A 20,715-nucleotide genomic window follows, 5' to 3' on the forward strand; every position below is an offset into this window, starting at 1 on the left:
AGTGTGCCAGCTTTCCGTCCCGTCCCGGCAACCGGCCCTGTCAGCTGACCGGTTCGGATGCCGGGTAGTTCCCAGCCCGCCAGGCATCCCAGGAGGAGCGCACGGATTCGAGCCTTGCGGCGCCCAGGTCGTAGGTGGAGACGATGACCAGCGAGCCCTCGCCTTCCTCGCGCACGTCCTTGATCGCCGGGTGGTCGGCCACCACCAGGAGCCCCTCCCCATGCTCGGCATAGCTGTGGACAGTGAGGCCCACCTGGTGGCTGGTCCGGTACCAGACCTTGCCGCTGATCTCCTCGCCGGTCCCCAGTTTCACCTGGTAGTTTTCGCCCGGCGCCGGGACGTCGGTCAGCCCGAGCTTCTCGATGGCGGAGCCCTCTCCTTCCGTGAGATGCAGGAAGAGGGTGTGTCGTTTGCCGTGCGGATGGCGTTCCAGGGCGAAGCGGAGCTGCTGCATGAACGTGAGCCAGCCCTGGGTGATGTCCTCGTCCCAGGCAGCCCATTCGGAGTCGTGGTCCAGTGCCCCGCGGGTCACGCTGACCTGCGTTCCGTTGGGTACGGGTTTCAGCTCAAAGATGTCCCCGCCGTGGACGGTCAGGCTGGTGTGGTCCGGGGACTCCTCAACATCGCCGGAGAAGTAGATCTCCTTGATCTCGGAGTCCAGGTCTTCTGCCTGCCAGCCATGCCACTGGGCTACTTTGGACGGTTCCCGCAGCATGGTCCAGACCTGCGGCGCGTCGGCGTTGATCACTACGCTGAGATTGTTCGTCATAGCCCCGAATGTACAACTCCGGCACGGCGCCGGGTAGGGGGCAAATTACCCAACCAGGCACCGTACCGGCGGGAGGGGTCCGGCGTCAGGCGCGGACGGCCTCAAGCTCGTTGCTGATGCGCCGCTCCAGCTCGACCATCCCGATGGTTTCGGAGCCCCCGTGGGCCCGCAGGAACAGCAGGGACTCGAGCCGCAGCAGCCGCCATTCGCGTTCGGCGTCATGGTTGGAGTTGTCGATGGAGCGGAAAATTTCCTTGTCGTACAGGTTGGGCTCATTGAGGGAACGCTGCCGTACCTTGGCAGCCATCCTGGCCTTGAATGGGTCCGTCTCCTGGTTTTCCGGGGTCCGGATCAGCTTTTCGTAGACCTCGGCCCGTTCCGACTGGCCGTTCTGGCGGCAGATGTAGCTGGAGAGCGCCAGGGATGCTTCCACGGATGACCACCGGCCGGGATTCCCGTCGAAGGGAAGGACGTTGAGGAGGTCGGCCACGGCCAGGGCGCCGTCGGCGTCCTTGAGGGTGATGAACAGCTCATGGGCGAGGTCGCTCAGGTCCTTCAGGCAGCTGCCGGACTTGAAGTTGACGCCCTTGGCCAGCCGGTCGGACAGCAACAGGACGCCCATCGCGTCAGGATGGGCCTCCGCGGCAGCTTCCACAACGGACTCCGGGGTGCCCTGCGGGGCGGGAATCAGTGCCAGGTCCTCTTCGCTGGGTCCGCTGAGGGCCGGCGGGACCGGCGGAAGGGGAGGAACGACGACGGCGGGAGCGGCGGCAGCGGGCGCCGCCTCTTCGCGGAGCTGCCTGGGCTGCTCCTGCCCTGCGTCTTGCCCTGCCTTCTGCCCCGAGCCAGTCGCAGGGCGGGCCGCCCGCGGAAGCTGGGTGACGGCGTCGGGGTTTTCGTCCACCACCGTCACGGTGGTGCCCACCGCGATGCGCAGGGTTCCGCCGCCGGTAAGGCTGGCGAGCACCAGTGCGGGGGCTCCGAAGTCGTCCCGCTCCAGCTCGACCTGGTGGACTTCCGCCGTGCGCCCGCCGTCGGGCAGGACAATGTGGGTGCCGGTGGTCAGAGATCCAGCCTGCTGTTCAAGATGGTGCCTGGCGGCTGGTGTTTCGGTCATGGGAGTCCTTAAGTTCTCTTGCGGTCCGCCCTACAGTCTACAAAGGCGGGCACCTAAAATCGGGGACCCCCAGGTTCCGGCGTGAGTGTCAGAAGCCAACGCCGGCAAAGGCCAGCGCCTGGCGGATGAGGCTGCCGCGGCCGCCGACGAACTCCATCTGGACGCCGGGGCTGAGGACTTCCTCGGGGGTCATCCAGGTCAGTTCCAGGGCGTCCTGGCGGGGCTCGCATTCACCCGTGACCGGGATGACGTAGGCCAGGGCCACGGCGTGTTGCCGCTCGTCCGTGAAGCCGGTCTGGGACGGTGCGGGAAAGTATTCCGCCACGGTGAAGGGCACCGGGCTGATGGGGAGCTGAGGGAACGCCAGCGGTCCCAGGTCCTTTTCCATGTGCCGCAGCAGGGCAGCGCGGATGGTCTCGCGGTAGATGACGCGGCCCGAGACCAGGGAGCGGACCATGGTCCCGTCCTCATCCGCCTGGAGCAGGGTTCCCACCTCATTGACGAAGCCCAGCGGGTCCAGCCTGACCGGCACAGCCTCCACATAGACCATGGGCAGCCGCCCGCGTGCCTCAAAGAGGTCTTCTTCGGAGAGCCAGCCGGGATTCGGGTCAGGGGTGCGCACGTTCATGGTTAAGTTCTACCCCATGGGACGCTGCGTGACGGGTGGAACTCAGCTGCCGGCGGAATGCGTCGGTTCATCCGGCCTTCCCGTGGAGGTCCTGTCACGCGTGACGCTGGGAGATCCAGAGCGTCGCCGGCACGTGCGCAGCTGCCCCGGCATCCGGGTTGGCAACGTGGAGGGTGCGCGCGAAGGCTTCCTCCGTGATGCCGGCCTGGATACCCGCTGAGGCGAGGCGTTCCCGCAAAGGTTCCAGTCCGCCGTCGTACTCAAAACCCAGGCCGGAACGCGGCGCTCCCGAGGCCGGGCGGACCATCAGGACCCCGCCGTTCTTGGCGGTGAAGTCGGCGGTGTCGTCCTGGTCCGGAACCGGGCGGGGACGCGCGCCCACCTGCTGCAGGGTGCGGGAGGCAGACGCGGGGTCCTCCGTGAACCAGACCCCGACGACGGCCAGGGCAGGATCGGCGTCGGCGCACTGGGCGCCGTGGGCGGCTTTGTCCGCAAGGAAGCTGAAACCGTCGGGAGCCGTGATCCGGCAGGCGTCGCCATGGTCCGCGGCGACCAGCTCTGCGGGTGTGGTGCCATCTTCCGCAGCGGCCAGGTTGGTGCGCCGGGCGAACTCCGCGAGGTCCCCCACCTCCACTGCCAGCGCGGTGCTGCCGTCTTCCGCGGCACCCTCGGGGACGGCGTGGAGGGCCAGGCGTCCCAGCCCGGCGTCGAAAACCTGCCAGCCGGCGTCGTTCTCGGTCCGGACCATGCCCAGGGCGGTGAGGAGCCTGCCCCAGGAATCCAGCCTGGACGTGAAGTGAAGGGGGCGCACACGGAGCATCTTGGTTTCCTTAATCCTCGGTATCCAGGGACCTCTAGGCCCATGATGCCACGGCGCCGGCGCTTGTGGAGAGGGGCTGCCGTGGTGCCGTGATGCGGGGGCAGAATAGGGCCATGACCGTTGAACTTGAGGAGCTGCTGCTGCCGGACGCGGCGGCGTGGCGCCGGTGGCTGGAGGCAAACCACAGCACCAGTCCCGGGGTGTGGCTGGTCCTGCACAAGAAGGGCGGAAACGTCACGGAACTGGATTACGCCGCGGCGCTGGATGAGGCCCTGTGCTTCGGCTGGATCGATGGCCAGGCGCGCCGCCGTGATGAGCAGACGTCGCTCCAGCGGATGACACCGCGCCGGCCCAGGAGCCCGTGGTCTGCCAGGAATGTCGGCCATGTGGCGCGCCTGGACGCGGCAGGCCGGATGACCGATGCCGGCTGGGCAGCCGTGAATGCGGCGAAGGCCGATGGCCGCTGGGACAATGCGTACGGCGGCCAGGCGGTGGCGGAGGTCCCGGCTGACCTGGCGGCGGCCATCGCCGCGGTTCCAGCCGCCCAGGCGATGTTCGATGTCCTCACCGGGACAAACCGGTTCGCAATGATTTACCGGGTCAACTCCGCTGTCCGGCCTGCCACCCGCGCGAAGAGGATCACTGACTTCGTGGAGATGCTGGCGCGCGGGGAATCGCTCTATCCGCAGAAGAAGCGTCCCGGCGGCGTGGCCTGACCGTACGGGAAGTGGATCCAGGAATCCGTGCCCGGTTGGGTTCCTGCCGGCCTGCCTGTAAAATTGACGGTTCACTTGCGCTGGTGCCGTTCCCCTGCTGGGGAGCGGCACTTGTGCGTTCAGCGACGGATCGAAAACCATGCCCCGAAAAATCCTCGGACCTGTACTCCCTGCCCTTAGAAAGCGGCCCCTGCTCTGGGTGGTTGCCGCCGTGGCCGCTGCCCTGGCCCTGGTGGTTTCCCTGCTGCTCGCCGGCAACGTCCGGACGGGGCCGGCCGCCGTTGCCGGCCGCGTCCTGGACGGTGTTGCGTCGGCGCAGGCAACGGCCAGGGACTCCACCGGCAGCTACGCGACGCTGTGGCTGGACGGCGGGGACACCACGCTCGTGGACCGTGGCCGGGCGCTCGACGCCGAGGGCGCGGAGGATGTGCGGAGCATTGAATGCGGTGCGGGCTGGCTGGCCGGAGCGCGCGTGGACGGCAAGGTTTTCCTGCGAAGCAGCGCGGCCCCGGACACGGTTGGGGATGCTGCTGCGGCGCGCCTTCCTGACTGCATCAGCACCGAGGCGCGCGATGCCCTGCTGGCTGACCTCGGCGTGGACCGGACGTGGCCCGCGCCGGCTGCGGACCGCTTCGAGCCGCCCGCGGGGGAGTACCGCCCCGCCTACCACCTCACACCGGACCAGCGCTGGATGAACGATCCCCAGAAGCCGTTCTTCCTGGACGGCCAGTGGCACTACTACTACCTGTACAACGCCGATTACCCGGAAGGGAACGGCACCGAATGGTTCCACGCCACCAGCACCGACCTGGTCAACTGGAAAAACGAGGGCGTGGCCATCGGGAAGTACCGCAACGGACTCGGCGATATCGAGACCGGCACAGCGGTGGTGGATACGGAAGGCACCGCGGGATTCGGCAAGGGAGCCGTGATCGCGGTCCTTACCCAGCAGCATGACGGCGTCCAGCGGCAGTCACTGTTCTACTCCACGGACAACGGCTACAGCTTCCAGAACTACGAGCAGAACCCGGTGATGGAGAACCCCGGCGAGGAGCACTGGCGGGATCCCCGCATTGTCCGCGACGACGCCAACAACCAGTGGCTGATGCTGCTGGCCGAAGGCCACAAAATCGGCTTCTACACGTCCCCGGACCTCAAGGACTGGACCTATGTTTCGGCATTTGAGCGCGACGGGCTGGGCATCCTTGAGTGCCCGGACTTCTTCCAGCTGGACGTCGACGGCGATCCCTCCAAACGGACCTGGGTGCTGGCCGCCAGCGCTAACGGCGCGGACGAGGGCCGCACTACCGGGCTGGCGTACTGGACCGGCAGCTTTGACGGAAAGGGCTTCACGCCCGACGGAGACCACCAGTGGCTCGACGGCGGAACGGACTTCTACGCCGCCGTCACCTGGGATGATCCGCGCCTGACGGACGGCCAGCGGAAGGCCTCGCGGCACGCCATCGGCTGGATGAACAACTGGGCGTACGCCCGGGAATTGCCCACCGGCGATTGGTTCGGGGCGGCCTCCGTGGTGCGTGACATCCGGCTGGTGTCCGACGGCGGTCGCCCGGTTTTGGCCTCGGCGCCCACCCGTGCGCTGGCGTCCCTGGAGGGGAGCCCGGAGCGGATCCCTGCGGGAACGGCCCGCGAAGGCGCGGGGGAGCCGTTGCCGGTTCCGGACAGCGGTGCGTTCAAGGTGGACCTGGAACTGGAAAGGCCTGCATCCGGCCGCGGTGAAGCCCGTGTCCTCCTGCAAAGCGCCGGCAAGGTTTACGCCACGGTGGGCTACGACTTCGGGACCGGGCAGGCCTTTGTGGTCCGGGACGGGGATTCGGTGGCGCAGGCTGCCGGCGGCCCGGCGGAGGGGTACCGGACGGTGAGCTCGGCCAGTGGCAACACCGACGCGGACACGGTTCAGCTGACCGCCTATATTGACCGGTCTTCCGTGGAAGTCTTCGTGGACGGCGGCCGCGAGACGCTGACCTCGCTGGTCTTCCCGCCGGCGGGGGCCAAGGACGTCCGGCTTGCGGCTTCGGGTGGTGCCATCGGCATCAGGGGCGGTACCGTCACGCCGCTTGCCGCCATCCGCTGAGCCGGACGTCCCGTGGCGAACGTGGGCCCGCGCCTGTGCGCGGGCCCACTGTTCAGGAATGGAGACTGTTCAGGAATCGAGCGGGAATGCCACGCCTTCACCCACCACACGCAGGCACAGCTCCATTCCCGGGCGGGCGATGGACGCGTTCCAGTGCCGGATGGTGATGATCTCGCCGCCGCCGGGGTAGCGGTGGTCGGGGGTGGAGGCCAGCTGCGGCGGGACCGAGAGCTTCAGCCGGACGGTGGTTTCCGGACCAAAGTAGTCCGTGTCCACCACCACCCCGCGGATGGCCGCGTCCTCGGCAATCCGGATCTGCTCCGGCCTCAGCATCAGCTGCACCCGGCCCTGGGCCGGCGGCCTGCGGACGGGGATGGCACCCAGGGAACAGGTGGCGAGCGATCCCTCAAGCCAGGCATCGAGGATGACGGCGTCTCCAAGGAACTCCGCTGTGGCACGGTCCGCGGGGCGGGTGTACACCACGAACGGGTTGCCGATCTGGGCGAGTTTGCCGCCGCGCATCACGGCCACCTGGTCCGCGAAGGACAGTGCCTCGGCCTGGTCGTGGGTGACCAGGATGGTGGTGACCCCCGCCTCGTTCAGGACCTTGGCCACGGCACGGCGGGTGGCCACCCTGAGTCCCGCGTCGAGTGCTGAGAAAGGCTCATCCAGGAGCATCAGTTCCGGCTCGCGCGCCAGGGCCCGCGCCAGGGCCACCCGCTGCTGCTGCCCGCCGGACAGCTGGTGCGGGCGGCGCTTGGCCATGGCCGGGTCCAGGGACACCATTTCCAGCAACTCGCTGACCCGTCCGGCCACCGCCCGCCGGCCGCCCGGCAGGCGGTCCTGGTCCAGCCCGAACGCGATGTTCTGCCCCACGCTCAGGTGCGGGAACAGGGCGCCGTCCTGGGCCACATACCCAATGTGCCGTTTATGCGCCGGCACCCACACGCCGTCGCCCGCCACCTTGGCGCCGTTCAGCGCGATGCTGCCCGTGTCCGGGTGCTCAAACCCGGCAATCAGCCGGAGCAGGGTGGTCTTGCCCGATCCGGAGGGTCCCACAATGGCTGTGGTGCCGCCCCTGGCCACGGAAAGGTTGACGCCCTTCAGGACGGCCTGGTTGCCGAAGTTCTTGGTGACGTCGGTGATCTCCAGGTGGCTGTTGGTGGTGGGTGCCACGGACGGGGCCACCCGCGGCTCAGGCAACCTGGAAGGGGCTTGTTCTGTCACTGTCCGGCTACTTTCTTGGACTGCTGGAAGAGGAGGTACGTCATGGGCGCGGAGAGCAGGATCATCAGCAACGCATACGGCGCGGCGCCGGCGTAGTCGATTTCGCTGCTCTTGCTCCAGAATTCGGTGGCCAGGGTGCGTGTCCCGTTGGGGGACAGCAGCAGGGTGGCGGTGAGTTCGTTGGCGATGGCCAGGAACACCAGCGCCGCACCGCCTGCGGCGGCCGGCGCCGTGAGCCGCAGGGTGACCCTGATGAAGGACACCAGCGGGGGCTTGCCCAGCGCCTGTGCCGCCTCGTCCAGTTCCTTGGGCGCCTGGGCCAGGCCTGCCCGGAGGTTGACCAGGGCCCGGGGCAGGAACAGCAGCACGTACGCCGCCACCAGCACCCCTGCCGTCTGGTAGATCCCGGGAACAACCCGGATGCTCACCGTGACGAAAGCCAGGCCCACCACGATTCCGGGCAGCGAGCTGGTGACGTAGTTGGAGAGCTCCAGCGACTTGCTGAACCAGCCGGGATGGCGGACAGCAAGGTAGGCCATGGGGAACGCCACCACGGTGGTGGCAAGGGCGCCCGCCAGGCCGTAGCCGAGCGTTGTGAGCAGCGCCGGGAGGAACTCGTCCGCGGCCCAGGCTGCCGTTCCGCCGGAAGCCACCCAGCGCAGCACAAAGAACAGGGGCAGGCCGAAAGCCAGTGCCGTCAGCGCCAGCAGGAACAGCTGGGCGGGAACTTGGTACACGTGCAGCGGCAGGCGCAGCGCCTTGGCCTGTGCTCCGGGGCCGATGCGTGCGTACCGTGCGGTGCCGCGGCTGCGGACCTCGGCCAGCAGCAGCAGGAGGCAGAAGAACACCAGCACGCTGGCGAGCATGTTCCCTGCCGCCCCGTTGAAGGTCGACTGGTACTGGACCATGATCGCCGTGGTGAAGGTATCGAAGCGGATCATGGCGAACGCCCCGTACTCGGCCAGCAGGTGCAGGGCCACCAGGAGCGCGCCGCCGGTCATGGCGATGCGGAGCTGGGGGAGGACCACCCGGAAGAACGTGCGCCAGGCTCCGAGGCCCAGCGCGGCCGCGGACTGCTCAATGGCCGGGTCCAGCCGGCTGAGGGCGGCGGCGGCGGGAATGTAGACCAGCGGGAAGTAGGAGAGTGTGGCAATCAGGACTCCGGAGCCCAGGCCGCCCAGGGAAGGAATGGCGGAAACCCAGGCGTAGCTGTTGACGAACGCCGGGATGGCCAGCGGCGCAGCCAGCAGCACGGCCCACACCCGCGCGCCCCGCAGCGTGGTGCGTTCCACAAGCCAGGCGCCTGCAACCCCCAGGACCAGGCACAGCGGGACGGTGAAGAGCATCAGCAGGACGGTGTTCAGCAGCAGTTCGGCCACGCGCGGCCGGAAGATGAGTTCGACGGCGGTGTCCCACCCCGTTGCCACGGTCATGTAGGCCACGTAGCCCAGCGGGACGAGCGAAAACAGGGCAATCAGCACCGCCAGGGCGGACACCGCAGAAACGCCGAAAGGCGGGCGGGGGCTGATGCCCCGGCCCGCCGTCGTCGTGCTCCCCCGCGGGGGAGCCGATAGATCAGGAGTCACGAAATCAGAGGAGTCCTGCCGAGGTCATCAGTTCGGTGACCTTCTCCGAGTTCAGCTTGGCAGGATCCACGGTGGGGGCCTGCAGCTCCGCGATGGGAACGAGCTTCTCGTTTGCGGGAACGTCGGACGCGATGGCGTACTCGAAGGAGGTGCCGTCCTTGAGGATTTCCTGGCCCTTCTTGCCGGTGACGTACTTCAGGAACTCCTGGGCAGCTTCCTGGTTCTTGGAGGTCTTCAGCACGCCGCCGCCGGAGACGGACACGAACGCGCCCGGATCCTGGTTCTTGAAGTAGTACGGGGTGACGTTGTTGGAGTTCTCGCCGGTCTTGGCCTGGTCACCGTAGTAGTAGTAGTGGTAGATCAGCGCGGCATCAACTTCGCCGGCGTTGACGGCCTTCATGGCGGTGCTGTTGCCCTTGTAGGCCTTGAAGTTTTCCTTCATGCCCTTGAGCCATTCCTCCGTGGCAGCCTCGCCCTTGAGCTCCAGGAGCGCCGAGACGATGGCCTGGAAGTCGGCGCCGGACGGGGAGGCCGCCCACTTGCCCTTCCACTCCGGGGTGGCCAGGTCCAGCATGGACTTGGGCAGCTGGTCTTCGGTCAGCTTGTTCTTGTCATACACCAGGACGGTGGAGCGGGCAGCGATGCCGGTCCACTTGCCGGTGGACGGGCGGAACTCTTCAGGCACCTGCGCGATGGTGGCTTCGTCCACGTCGGCAAACAGGTCGGCGTTCTCCACCTGGGTCATGGCCGGGGAGTTCTCCGTCAGGAACACGTCAGCCGGGGAGGCTGCGCCTTCCTGGATGATCTGGTTGGAGAGCTCGGTGTCCGAGCCCTGGCGCATGGTCACCTTGATGCCGGTCTCGGCGGTGAAGCCATCGATCCATTCCTTGGTCAGGCTCTCATGCTGTGCGTTGTACACGGTGATTTCGCCGTTGCCCGCACCAGCGGTGGCGTCGGACGAGCCAGTGGCTGCGGGGGTGGTGCTGCCGCCGCAGGCGGTCAGTCCAAGTGCTGCGGTGGCGGCGAGTGCGATGCCTGCCAGGGCGCTGTTGCGGATCTTCATTGAGGGACTGCTTTCTGGGGAAACGTCGGGCGGACGGGGTCCTGTTGGGCGTCGGGGAAGGATGCCCACGCTTGGAACTGTAGGGTAGGCAAACCTAAGCAACAAACCAGAAAGCGCTTTAAGTGACGAGGGTCACAAGAATTACAAAACTATTGCGTGTCCTAATTGCCGGCGTCATTACCGGCGTCGCCGGTGTTGCCGGGGAGAGCTGCCGCGGCCTCCAGGGCCATCCACGCCTGCAGCTGGGTGGAAAGTTCGACGGCGGCGCCCGGGGGGTACGTTGCGTCCGCCGGTTGCGCGGCGTGCTGGGAGAAAATGACGGCGCCGCGGTGACTGTCCGCAGCCTCGCCGGCCTGCACGGAGCGCTTTCCGGACCAAAAGGCCCCAGCCGTTCCTGCCACCAGCCGGGCGGCGGTGGTGCGGGTCTGCGCCGGGAGCCTGCTGTCGGCTGCGGCGAGGGCAAGGTAACGGCACAGGATCCCGGTGAACAGGCCGCCATCGCCCGATCCCTCGCAGCGCAGCACCCGGCGCCCGCTGCTGGTCATGGCGCCGGTGGCCGGCAAATGGCCGGCTGTATTCATGGGTGAGGGGGCCTGTGGCTGTCCGGCGGGGGACGGGAGTGTGAGCAGCCGGTCCACCGCGTCCACCACCACGGCTGCCCTGTCAAGGTCTGCCTCCCTGCCCATTTCCAGGAGGGCGCCCAGCACCGGGCCCTGGTTGTAGGTGTAGACCGCGCGTTCCACCAGCACTTCCCCGGACGGGCCAAGCCGTGCACCGTCCAGGTACAGGCCCTGGTCCGGGTCGAAAAGGGTGGCATCCAGCCAGTCCAGCAGCGCCCTGGCTTTCTGAGGGTGGCCGGTCCGGGCAAAGTGGAGCGCTATGGGCGCCGAGGCCGGGGTGTTTTTGAAATCCCGCTTCTTGCTCCAGAAGGCACCGCCGTCCAGGTCATCCGTGCACGCGGCCTCGAACTGGAGCGTGAGGGACCTGCGGACGCGGGCGTTGCGCCGGCGTCCGGACCTGCGTGCTTCTTCGGCGAGGGTGTCGAGCCGGTGGGTGGCGAGTGCCAGCCAAGCCATGTCGTCGTAATAGCTGTTGACGAAGGTGAAGGCGTTGCGCAGGCGGATTCCCGTCACCAGCCGGGATGCCAGGCGGCCGGCGCTTGGGTGGCCGGAGCCGTTGAACCTGGCGTCCGGCGTGCCGCCGTTGGCCAATTCCCGCCGTCCCGCATCAACCAGGCAGTCAACATAGTGTGCCTGCCACCAGTAGTGCCAGGGCCCTGCCAGCGCTCCCTTGGGATCCTTGCGCCATGCGGGGGCAGGCCACTGCACGGCACCCAGGTGGGTGCCCGGCAGGAAGAACAGCCTCCGCCCGAACAGTGCGGTCACCGACTGTGCCGCCTGGTTGGCGCGGGCATCCCAGCCCAACGGGTCCTGGCGGGCGGGGGCGGGGTCCAGGCGGGTCATGCTTTCCACCCTAACGCGCGGCCCCGGGCCGGTCCCGGCCGGCGGCTGGTGCGGGTCGCCGGTATTTCAGTTAACATTCACTAACTAACACCGGGCGGCCGGCAGCCGCTGCGGGCCCGCATCAAGGAGGATGTATGGACGTCAAAGGCGCTGTTGCACTGGTGACCGGGGGAGCCTCCGGCCTGGGGGCGGCTACGGCCCGACGGCTGTTCCGTGACGGTGCCTCCGTGGTGCTGGTTGACCTCCCGTCCTCCGGCGGCGCGGCCCTGGCAGAAGAGCTCAATGCGTCCGGGACTCAGGGGCGTTCCGCCGTCTTTTCCCCCGCAGACGTGACGAACGAAGCCGAGGTGCAGGCCGCCGTCGACACCGCTGCCAGCCTGGGGCCGCTGCGCATTGTGGTCAACTGCGCCGGGATCGCCACGCCCGGGAAGGTCCTGGGCAGGGACGGCGTGCTTCCGCTCGAGGCCTTCAACCGCGTCATCCAGGTGAACCTGGTGGGCACCTTCAACGTCCTGCGGCTGGCAGCGGCGGCGATGGTGGCCACCCGGCCGGCGGTCACGGAACTGGGCGGCCCGGAGCGCGGCGTGATCATCAACACCGCCTCCGTTGCCGCCTTCGAGGGGCAGATCGGCCAGCCCGCCTACGCGGCTTCCAAGGGGGCCGTGGCGGCCATGACCCTGCCGGTTGCCAGGGAGCTGGCGCGCTCGCTGGTGCGCGTGGTCACCATCGCGCCCGGCATCTTTGAGACACCCATGATGGCCGGGCTGCCGCAGGAAGCCCAGGATTCTTTGGGAGCGCAGGTGCCGCATCCTTCCAGGCTCGGCAGGCCCGGCGAGTACGCGGCCCTGGTGGCGCACATCGTGGAGAACGCCATGCTGAATGGGGAGACCATCCGCCTTGACGGGGCCATCCGGATGGGACCGAAATGATGGGGGCTGACAAGGCGGGCTCCGAAACAGTGCGGGACAGCATGCCGGACCTGCCCTCAGCGGACTTTTTTGATTTTGAGTCCCTGCTGGACCGGAAGGAACGGGACAAACTGGCCGAGCTGCGGGAGTTCCTAGCCGCGGAGATCGCACCCCATGCGGGCGACTGGTGGAACAAGGCCGAGTTCCCGGCGCATATCCTGCCCAAACTGGCTGCCCTGGAACTGAGCACTCCCGCCGAGCGCGGCTACAGCCATCTGTTCGCCGGCCTGGTCATTGCCGAGATGACGCGCGTGGACACGTCGATCGCCACGTTCTTCATGGTCCACCACGACCTGTTCGTCCAGTCGCTCTATGACTTCGGCAGTGAGGACCAGAAACAGCGGCTGCTGGCCGACGCCGCCAGCCTGCGCATCACCGGTGCGTTTGCCCTCACCGAACCCAACCACGGTTCGGACGTTGCCGGCGGGATGGAGACGCGGGCGCGGCGGATCTCGTCGGCCACCGGAGAACCGGACGGCGGCGGTGACGCCTGGGTGCTGAACGGGGCAAAGCGCTGGATCGGCAACGGGACGTTCTGCGACTACATGCTGGTGTGGGCCCGCGACGAGGCTGACGGGTCCGTGCGCGGCTTTATTGTGGACGCCACCCTGCCGGGCGTCAGCCGGACCCGGATCGAAAACAAGATCGCGCTCCGGACGGTGCAGAACGCGGATATTGTCCTGGCGGATGTGCACGTGGCCGAGGCAGACCGGTTCGCGAATATCGGCAGTTTCGCGGACACCAGGGAGCTGCTGCGGGGTTCGCGGATCATGGTGGCGTGGCAGGCCGTGGGCCAGCAGCTTGCCGCCTTCGACGTCGCCCGGCAGTACGCCGTGGAGCGGCGGCAGTTCGGCCGGCCGCTGGCCCAGTTCCAGCTCATCCAGCAGCAGCTGGTGACCATGCTGGGCAACGCCGTGGCCGGCATGGGGATGATGGCCGGGCTTGCCCGGCTGCAGGATGCAGGCGCCGCGGACATGCCGCAGGTGGCACTCGCGAAATCGTACGTGAGCGCACGGATGCGGGAGACCGTGGCACTGGGCCGGTCCATCCTGGGCGGCAACGGCATTGTCACCGACTACCGGATGGCGAAGATCTTCTCCGATGCCGAAGCCATCTACACGTACGAAGGGTCTTTCGAGATCAACACCCTGATCGCGGGCCGCGCCGTCACCGGAATGTCAGCCATCGCCTGACGCAGCCAGTCGGCTGGATCAGCTCAATCAGCGGAGGGCAGCTTCTCGCCTGCCTCCACGCGCACATCCAGCGAGTTGTTCTTCACGGGCATGGGGCACGTGCCGTAGGGGGTGAACGCGCTGGGATAGTTGATGGCGCGGTTGAAGTCCAGGACCACGGAATGGTCCGGCCGCGGGCGGGGCACGGCGAGCTTCCGCCAGTCGTCCGTGGTTTCCCCGTTGGTTTCGTCATGGAACGTGACGGTCAGCGCCCCAAGCTTCTCCTCTTCCGCCTGCAGCCGGAACTCGTGCCCGCTGCCGGGAACACGGAACACCACCTCACCCACGGTCCGGTGGACGCCGTCCACCAGGGGGTTGGCGGTGGCGATGGGAACGTCCACGGGCTCGGGGTACGGCTCGAACCGGCCCGCCACCTCCCACTCCGGTTTGTATCCATAGGTGGGGACGCCGGTGAACTCCGTGAGTACCGGCGAGGTCGCGTCCCGGGTCCGGATGGCGTAGCGCCCGGCCCGCCTGGCCAGTTCCACCACCACTTGGTCCCCGCCGGGGCCGCCGAACTGGACCCACATCAGGGACTCCTCATCGGCCAGGGCCGCCGTGATGGTCCCGGTTACAGCGTCCCCTGACTCCACCAGGGACAGACCGTCCGCGGGCAGTGCGGTGAGTGACGCCGTCGTACCATCCGTTGACCAGAGGCCGGGTGCCAGTTGGACGGCGGCAGGGGAGTCCTCCAGCCACTGGAAGGAGGTGAGGGTGAGCCAGCCGTGGCGGGCGGCGAGGGCCTTGTTGCGGTTGTCGCGGAAGCGCTGCCAGCGTTCCAGCTTGGCGGCCGGGAGGTTGCCCATGGTTCCTTTCAAGCGTTTCGGGTTGCCCCGGCTACAACCGCTCCGCGCCGTTGTTCATTCCGGCGCTTGCCTTGTCCGGGCCGGGGAGTACCCTCGGAACCAGAGGGACCGGGTGCTTCACGGCCCCCGCACCTGCTTTTGACACCACTTCCAAACTGTCTGCTTTCCAGAGGGGGAGGCCATGAAGATCGCGGTGCTTGGCACAGGCATGGTGGGACGGACCCTCGCGGGGGCGTTCACCGCGCTGGGGCATGTCGCGGACATCGGAACACGGGATCCAGGCGCCACCTCCGCCAGGACCGGGCCGGACATGATGGGTGCGCCTGCTTTCAGCGAATGGCATGCCGCGAACCGCCACATCCCGCTGATGACCTTCGCCGAGGCTGCGGAGGCCGCTGAGCTGGTGGTCAATGCCACGAACGGCGCGGGAGCGCTGGACGCGCTGGGGTCAGCCGGGGCAGCACGCCTTGCCGGCAAAGTGCTGATGGACGTTTCCAACCCCCTCGATTTCTCCCAGGGCATGCCGCCGGTGCTGAACCCGGTGAACACGGACAGCCTCGCCGAGCGGATCCAGCGGGCCTTTCCCGGCGCGCGGGTTGTGAAGACCCTCAACACGATGAACGCCGGACTGATGGTGGACCCGCGCCGGCTCGCGGACGGAGACCATTCCGTTTTCCTGTCAGGGGATGATCCGGACGCAAAGGCGGTGGTCAAGGGTCTGCTGGAGGAGCTGGGCCACCGCGATGTGATCGACCTGGGCGACATCACCACGGCCCGCGGAGCCGAGATGCTGCTGCCGCTGTGGCTGCGCCTCTACGCCGCCCTGGGCACACCCAATTTCAATATCAAGGTGGTCCGCGCGGTTGAATAGGTGCCGTGGACATACTTGCTGGCATAAGTGGTGACTGGCTCAAAGCCCTGACGTGGATCACGGCCGTGACAGCCGGGGTGGCGGTCCTGCTGTGGCGGCCGCGGCGGCCCGACCTGGCAGGGCTCGCCTCCGTGATGGTCTTCATGGCAGCCAGCGCGGGCGCAGGGATCTACGTCCTGAACCACCTCGGCGACGGCCGCTGGGGCGGTGGGCGGCAGTCCCGGCTGAGCCCGCCCCCGCTCTCCGATGCGCCCATGGTGGGGCAGTTCCTGGAACCGCTGGAAGGGATGCTGGGCGGCGTCACGGACGGCGTCAACGAGTTCGTGGACTTCCGCTCCGCCCTGCCGGTGGCACTGGAATTCTTTGCTGCCGCGGGCTGGGCCCTGGCGCTTTCCGTGCCCCTGGCACTGGTGGCCCTGGCGGCCGGCGCCCGGGCTGCCAAGCGCCGCACCGCGGAAATTACCGTGTACCGGGCCGAAGTTGACCAGCTCCGCCAAGAGCTGGACCACGTCAAGCGCCATGTAGGTTACCCGGTGCGCGACATTATCTGAGACGGATTCCCCCACGGCGCCGCACTGCGGGTAGCATCTTTAGCTAGTTACGTGGCTCACAGTATCCAGCGCAGTGTACGAGCCAAGTCCGAACCCTCGAAAGATAGTTTCCATGGCTCACACTGCAACGAATCCCGAAACCGATCTTGCCTCCGAACTGAGGGCAGACGTCCGCCGCGTGTCCACCCTGCTGGGTGAATCGCTCGTCCGCCAGCACGGTCCCGAACTCCTCGACCTCGTGGAGCAGGTCCGCCTCCTCACCAAGGAATCCAAGGAAGCCGCCCGCGGCGGCGCCGATGCCACCGGCCCGTGGAGCGCACACGACGTCGTGGCCCAGGTCCGCGAACTCCTTGGCTCGCTGCCTATCGAGCAGGCCACCGACCTGGTCCGTGCCTTCGCCTTCTACTTCCACCTTGCCAACGCCGCTGAACAGGTGCACCGGGTGCGCGGCCTGCGGACCCGCGCCGAAAAAGACGGCTGGCTGGCCAAGACCGTAGCGGACATCGCAGAGCAGGCGGGCACCGGTGTGCTGCAGGAAGTGGTCAACGGGCTGGACGTCCGCCCCATTTTCACCGCGCACCCCACCGAAGCCTCGCGCCGTTCGGTGCTGGACAAGATCCGCAAGCTCTCCGACGTCCTGGCCCAGCCCAGCGCCGAGGGCACCACCGCCCGGCGCCGCCAGGATCGCCAGCTGGCCGAGATCATCGACCAGATGTGGCAGACCGACGAGCTCCGCCAGGTCCGGCCCACTCCGGTGGACGAGGCCCGCAACGCCATCTACTACCTGAGCAGCATCCTGACGGACGCGATGCCGGAGATGCTCACCGAACTCTCTGAACTGCTCGGCGAGCACGGCGTGAGCCTTGCCTCCCAGGAAGCGCCCATCCGCTTCGGCTCCTGGATCGGCGGTGACCGAGACGGCAACCCCAACGTCACCGCGGCAGTCACCCGCGAGATCCTGCAGATCCAGAACCAGCATGCGGTCCGGATCAGCATCGGAATGATCGATGAACTGATCTCCATCCTCTCCAACTCCACCGCGCTTGCCGGCGCGGACCAGGAGCTCCTGGACTCCATCGAGGCGGACCTGAAGAAGCTGCCCGGCCTGGACAAGCGCGTCCTGGAGCTCAACGCCCAGGAGCCCTACCGGCTCAAGCTGACCTGCGTTAAGGCCAAACTGATCAACACGGGCAAGCGGGTGGCTGCAAACTCCAACCACGAGCACGGCCGCGACTACAGCGGAACCGGCGAACTCCTTGCCGACCTGGAACTCGTGGAACTCTCGCTCCGGAACCACTCGGCGTCGCTGGCTGCTGACGGCGCGCTCGCCCGGGTCCGCCGCGCCATCGCCTCCTTTGGACTCCACCTGGCCACCCTGGACATCCGCGAACACGCGGACCACCACCATGACGCGGTCGGCCAGCTGATGGACCGGCTGGGCGGGCCCGGCGTGCGGTACGCGGAACTCAGCCGCGGGCAGCGGCTCGAGGTGCTCGGCTCCGAGCTCGCCTCGCGCCGGCCGCTCTCCGGACACCCCATTAAGCTCGACGGCGCCGCCGACGGTACGTACGACGTCTTCCGTGAGATCCGCCGCGCCCTGCGCGCCTACGGCCCGGACGTCATCGAGACCTACATCATCTCCATGACCCGCGGCGCCGACGACGTGCTTGCCGCGGCAGTCCTGGCCCGTGAGGCCGGCCTGGTGAACCTCTTCGGCGAGAAGCCCTACGCCAAGATCGGGTTCGCGCCGCTGCTGGAGACCGTGGAGGAGCTGCGGGCCTCGGCCGAAATCGTGGACCAGCTGCTGTCCGATCCCTCCTACCGGGAACTCGTGCGCCTCCGCGGCGACGTGCAGGAGGTCATGCTGGGCTACTCGGACTCCAACAAGGAATCCGGCGTGATGACCAGCCAGTGGGAAATCCACAAGACCCAGCGCAAGCTGCGCGACATCGCCGCCAAGCACGGCGTGCGCGTGCGCCTGTTCCACGGCCGCGGCGGATCCGTGGGCCGCGGCGGCGGACCCACCTATGACGCCATACTGGCCCAGCCCAACGGCGTCCTGGAAGGCGAAATCAAGTTCACCGAGCAGGGCGAGGTCATCTCGGACAAGTACTCGCTGCCCGAACTCGCTCGCGAAAACCTGGAACTGTCGCTCGCCGCCGTGCTGCAGGGCTCGGCCCTGCACCGCGATCCGCGCACCTCCGCGGACCAGCGGGAACGGTACGGGCACGTCATGGAGACCATCTCCGACGCCGCTTTCGACCGGTACCGAAAGCTGATCGACCATCCGGACCTGCCGGCCTACTTCATGGCTTCCACCCCGGTGGAGCAGCTGGGCTCCCTGAACATCGGGTCGCGCCCGTCCAAGCGCCCGGACTCCGGCGCCGGGCTCGGCGGGCTGCGCGCCATCCCTTGGGTGTTTGGCTGGACGCAGTCACGCCAGATTGTGCCCGGCTGGTTCGGCGTCGGCTCCGGCCTGAAGGCTGCCCGCGAGGCAGGCAACACCGCACAGCTGGTGGAGATGTGGGAGAACTGGAACTTCTTCCGGTCGGTGCTGTCCAACGTGGAAATGACGCTGGCCAAGACTGACCTGGACATCGCAGGCTACTACGTCTCCACCCTGGTCCCCGAAGAGCTCCACCACATCTTCCGCGCCATCCGCGAGGAGTATGAGCTCACCGTGGCCGAGGTCCAGAACCTGACCGGCGAAAACCTGCTCCTGGACGCCCAGCCAACGCTCAAGCGCTCGCTGGAAATCCGGGACCAGTACCTGGACCCCATCAGCTACCTCCAGGTGGAGCTCCTCCGCCGTGTCCGTGCGGAAGCTGCCGAAGCCGCGGAGAAAGCCGACGGCATCACCGGCGCAGAGATCGACGAACGGCTGCAGCGCGCCATGCTCATCACCGTCAACGGTGTGGCGGCAGGCCTCCGCAACACCGGCTAGCCCCGACGCTCTCTCACTTAATGCAGGTTTTTCACCAACGCTCACGCACCGGTGAGAGAGCGTTGGCAGTTTCCCTGCAGAAAGTGAGAGAGCGTTGCAGGGGCTTGGGGGACAGGGAAGCCGCCGGGATAGGCTGGAGGGCATGCCTTCCTTCCAGACCCGACTGAAAATCACCGGGCTGCGGCCGGGCAACCCGCCCGAGGCTGTCATGGACACCGCGGTGGAAGCCCTGGGGACCCGGCACCATGTGGAGGCGCACCAGCTGCAGCTTGCCGGGGGAGTGCCGCAGCTGAACCTGCGCTTCCTCGTTGACGCCACAGAATACAGCGGCGAGAACCGGCAGGCGCGGGATTCGGCAGCCATGATGCGTGACGCCGTAGAACGCGTGGCCCTGACCGGATCCCTGACGGTGCTGCGCCGCAGCCGCGGCCGCTGGACACCGATTTAGCTGCCCGCTGGACGCCGGTTTAGCGGCCGGTGTAAGACGGCGCTTCAGGCTTCGGGAGCCAGCGGGCCAGGTTCCTCCACGGGGGACGGATTGCCGCGCCGGCGCGTGGCAATAACGCCGACGGCGGCCCCCACCACCAGGCCGAGCACCACGCCGATGAGGGAGCTGGCCCAGAACGGAAGCCCTGTGGCCGAGCCGGTGAAGTAGCCCAGGCCCACCAGCCAGCAGGCCCAGAGCACCGCCCCTATTCCTGCGCACAGGCTGAAGCCCCGGACGGCGACATTGGCGATGCCTGCCGCGGCAGAGGTGGCGAGGCGGCCGCCCGGGATGAACCTGGCGCCGATGATGGTCCCGTACGTGGAGGAGCGGCCGGCCCGGGCGATGGCGTCATGGATCCCGCGGTGGATCCGGCGGCCCCACGCCCAGCGGTCCAGCACGTGGCTCAGCCGGCGCCGGAAGAGCTGGAATACCACCATGTCGCCGACCCAGGACGCCAAGGCGGAGAGGAACCCCACCAGGAAAACATTGGTCCGGCCGTCCGCGGACAGGGCACCGCCGGTGATCACCACCATTTCGGAGGGGATCAGGGGAAAAATGGCGTCGCCGAGGACCACGGGGATGATCCAGAAATAGATCGCCGACCCCCAGCTTTCAGCGCTGCCCAAGTCCATGGCCACAACGTACCGCAGATTTGGCCGGCCGGCCCTGCCCCTACGGTTCGGACTTCGGTGTACGACTAAGGTGCTGCCCCGCCAGGAAGTACCAGTAGGGCCAGGCGACCCAGGCGGCTGCTCCCGCCGCGACGCCTGTTCCGCCGATGCCGTAGCGGATCCAGAGGGGAAGCTGCTCCGCCCAGGTCAGGCCGGCCACCGGCAGCGCCACCAGCAGGGTGCCTCCGATGGCCTGTCCCAGCCGGGCGAGGTTCCGCGGGTAGGCGCCGGAGGCCAGGAGCGCCCGGTGCGCCAGCAGAAACCACGCGGCCTGGACCGTCATGGCCGCAACGGAGACAACTGTGGAGCTCTTGAAGTCGAGCTGTTTGACAACAAGCAGGAACGAGCTTGCGGAGCCGGCAGCGCAGGAAGCGGTGACCACCCATTTGCCGGCCTCCGAGGCCACCGTCCGCGGCAGCCGGCGGTGCACCTGCAGGATCACGGGGATGGCCGCCAGGTTGAACAGGGCACCTGTTGCGTCATTGATGGTGCCGAAAACGTAGGGGCCGTTGCGGGGTACTTCCACCGCATACATGGCACCGAGGGTGGCCACCCCCACTGCGCCCAGACCTGCGGCGGCGTAGGCGGCCCTGGCAGCGGTGCGGTCGCCCGGGATCCAGGCCAATGCGTCCATGATGGTTCCTTGCCTTGCCCCAGGTACCCCTCAGGATAGTCCTCTCCGCACCGGCCATCCAGAGGTA

At 67.8% G+C, this 20,715-nt stretch carries 19 protein-coding genes; 8 read left to right on the top strand and 11 right to left on the bottom strand.

The genetic code is table 11. From position 1 onward, the window contains the following. Nucleotides 1–40: 40 nt before the first annotated feature. The 4 genes from AC4BCK_RS03600 to AC4BCK_RS03615 all read right to left on the bottom strand — a co-directional run bounded on the left by AC4BCK_RS03600 (nt 41) and on the right by AC4BCK_RS03615 (nt 3,334). Complete coding sequence (locus AC4BCK_RS03600) at nt 41–769, bottom strand: SRPBCC family protein (RefSeq protein WP_400576070.1); 729 nt, start codon at nt 767–769, stop codon at nt 41–43. Nucleotides 770–854: 85 nt separating this feature from the next. After that, nucleotides 855–1,886 carry a DUF6707 family protein gene (locus AC4BCK_RS03605; RefSeq protein ID WP_174180008.1) on the bottom strand — a complete coding sequence of 344 codons (1,032 nt, stop codon included), beginning with the start codon at nt 1,884–1,886 and terminating at the stop codon, nt 855–857. Between the two features lie 88 nt (nt 1,887–1,974). Next, complete coding sequence (locus AC4BCK_RS03610) at nt 1,975–2,514, bottom strand: NUDIX hydrolase family protein (RefSeq protein WP_066273708.1); 540 nt, start codon at nt 2,512–2,514, stop codon at nt 1,975–1,977. A gap of 94 nt (nt 2,515–2,608) precedes the next feature. Next, on the bottom strand, nt 2,609–3,334 hold the full coding sequence (locus AC4BCK_RS03615) for a VOC family protein (RefSeq protein ID WP_174180010.1): 726 nt from the start codon (nt 3,332–3,334) through the stop codon (nt 2,609–2,611). A gap of 113 nt (nt 3,335–3,447) precedes the next feature. On the opposite strand from AC4BCK_RS03615, the gene AC4BCK_RS03620 reads away from it, so the two are divergent. After that, nucleotides 3,448–4,050: a YdeI/OmpD-associated family protein gene (locus tag AC4BCK_RS03620; protein ID WP_174180012.1), complete on the top strand. Its 603-nt coding sequence runs from the start codon at nt 3,448–3,450 to the stop codon at nt 4,048–4,050. A gap of 139 nt (nt 4,051–4,189) precedes the next feature. Then, nucleotides 4,190–6,145, top strand: coding sequence for a glycoside hydrolase family 32 protein (locus tag AC4BCK_RS03625; protein WP_490566584.1), 1,956 nt, complete (start codon nt 4,190–4,192; stop codon nt 6,143–6,145). 69 nt (nt 6,146–6,214) lie between these two features. Here the strand turns inward: AC4BCK_RS03625 and AC4BCK_RS03630 are convergent, their stop codons facing one another. The 4 genes from AC4BCK_RS03630 to AC4BCK_RS03645 form a co-directional block, all read right to left on the bottom strand. After that, complete coding sequence (locus AC4BCK_RS03630) at nt 6,215–7,372, bottom strand: ABC transporter ATP-binding protein (RefSeq protein WP_174180016.1); 1,158 nt, start codon at nt 7,370–7,372, stop codon at nt 6,215–6,217. Then, the gene (locus AC4BCK_RS03635; RefSeq protein ID WP_251421849.1) at nt 7,369–8,958 is read right to left on the bottom strand and encodes an ABC transporter permease; all 1,590 of its coding nucleotides are present in this window, start codon (nt 8,956–8,958) and stop codon (nt 7,369–7,371) included. Before AC4BCK_RS03635 ends, AC4BCK_RS03630 begins: the two co-directional genes overlap by 4 nt. 4 nt (nt 8,959–8,962) lie before the next feature. Beyond that, entirely contained in the window at nt 8,963–10,021 is a 1,059-nt protein-coding gene (locus AC4BCK_RS03640; RefSeq protein WP_174180020.1) for an iron ABC transporter substrate-binding protein, read from the bottom strand. A 161-nt stretch (nt 10,022–10,182) separates the two neighbouring features. Continuing rightward, complete coding sequence (locus AC4BCK_RS03645; protein ID WP_490566585.1) at nt 10,183–11,484, bottom strand: glycoside hydrolase family 76 protein; 1,302 nt, start codon at nt 11,482–11,484, stop codon at nt 10,183–10,185. A 134-nt stretch (nt 11,485–11,618) separates the two neighbouring features. Here AC4BCK_RS03645 and AC4BCK_RS03650 point away from each other — a divergent pair, with 134 nt between their 5' ends. Continuing rightward, nucleotides 11,619–12,413 (top strand): SDR family NAD(P)-dependent oxidoreductase, encoded by a 795-nt coding sequence (locus tag AC4BCK_RS03650; protein WP_363938386.1) that lies wholly within the window; start codon nt 11,619–11,621, stop codon nt 12,411–12,413. Continuing rightward, on the top strand, nt 12,410–13,645 hold the full coding sequence (locus AC4BCK_RS03655) for an acyl-CoA dehydrogenase family protein (RefSeq protein ID WP_251421840.1): 1,236 nt from the start codon (nt 12,410–12,412) through the stop codon (nt 13,643–13,645). The genes AC4BCK_RS03650 and AC4BCK_RS03655 overlap by 4 nt, the downstream gene beginning before the upstream one ends. 23 nt (nt 13,646–13,668) lie before the next feature. Here AC4BCK_RS03655 and AC4BCK_RS03660 read toward each other — a convergent pair whose 3' ends face one another. Continuing rightward, a complete protein-coding gene (locus AC4BCK_RS03660; RefSeq protein WP_490566586.1) occupies nt 13,669–14,490 on the bottom strand; it encodes a DUF1684 domain-containing protein in 822 nt (273 codons plus the stop codon). A 181-nt stretch (nt 14,491–14,671) separates the two neighbouring features. Here AC4BCK_RS03660 and AC4BCK_RS03665 point away from each other — a divergent pair, with 181 nt between their 5' ends. The 4 genes from AC4BCK_RS03665 (at nt 14,672) to AC4BCK_RS03680 (ending at nt 19,304) form a co-directional block, all read left to right on the top strand. Continuing rightward, the gene (locus AC4BCK_RS03665; RefSeq protein ID WP_174180029.1) at nt 14,672–15,361 is read left to right on the top strand and encodes an NADPH-dependent F420 reductase; all 690 of its coding nucleotides are present in this window, start codon (nt 14,672–14,674) and stop codon (nt 15,359–15,361) included. Nucleotides 15,362–15,366: 5 nt separating this feature from the next. Then, the gene (locus AC4BCK_RS03670) at nt 15,367–15,912 is read left to right on the top strand and encodes a hypothetical protein (RefSeq protein WP_490566587.1); all 546 of its coding nucleotides are present in this window, start codon (nt 15,367–15,369) and stop codon (nt 15,910–15,912) included. A gap of 112 nt (nt 15,913–16,024) precedes the next feature. After that, entirely contained in the window at nt 16,025–18,856 is a 2,832-nt protein-coding gene (gene ppc / locus AC4BCK_RS03675) for a phosphoenolpyruvate carboxylase (protein WP_174180032.1), read from the top strand. 142 nt (nt 18,857–18,998) lie between these two features. Then, nucleotides 18,999–19,304 (top strand): hypothetical protein, encoded by a 306-nt coding sequence (locus AC4BCK_RS03680; RefSeq protein ID WP_490566588.1) that lies wholly within the window; start codon nt 18,999–19,001, stop codon nt 19,302–19,304. A 44-nt stretch (nt 19,305–19,348) separates the two neighbouring features. On the opposite strand, the gene AC4BCK_RS03685 is transcribed toward AC4BCK_RS03680, so the two are convergent. Both AC4BCK_RS03685 and AC4BCK_RS03690 read right to left on the bottom strand, forming a co-directional pair. Continuing rightward, nucleotides 19,349–19,975, bottom strand: a complete 627-nt coding sequence (locus AC4BCK_RS03685; RefSeq protein ID WP_251421831.1) for a DedA family protein — start codon at nt 19,973–19,975, stop codon at nt 19,349–19,351. Between the two features lie 40 nt (nt 19,976–20,015). Further along, nucleotides 20,016–20,648 (bottom strand): hypothetical protein, encoded by a 633-nt coding sequence (locus tag AC4BCK_RS03690; RefSeq protein ID WP_310111588.1) that lies wholly within the window; start codon nt 20,646–20,648, stop codon nt 20,016–20,018. Nucleotides 20,649–20,715 lie beyond the last annotated feature (67 nt).

This window comes from Pseudarthrobacter sp. As-47 (assembly GCF_058215595.1).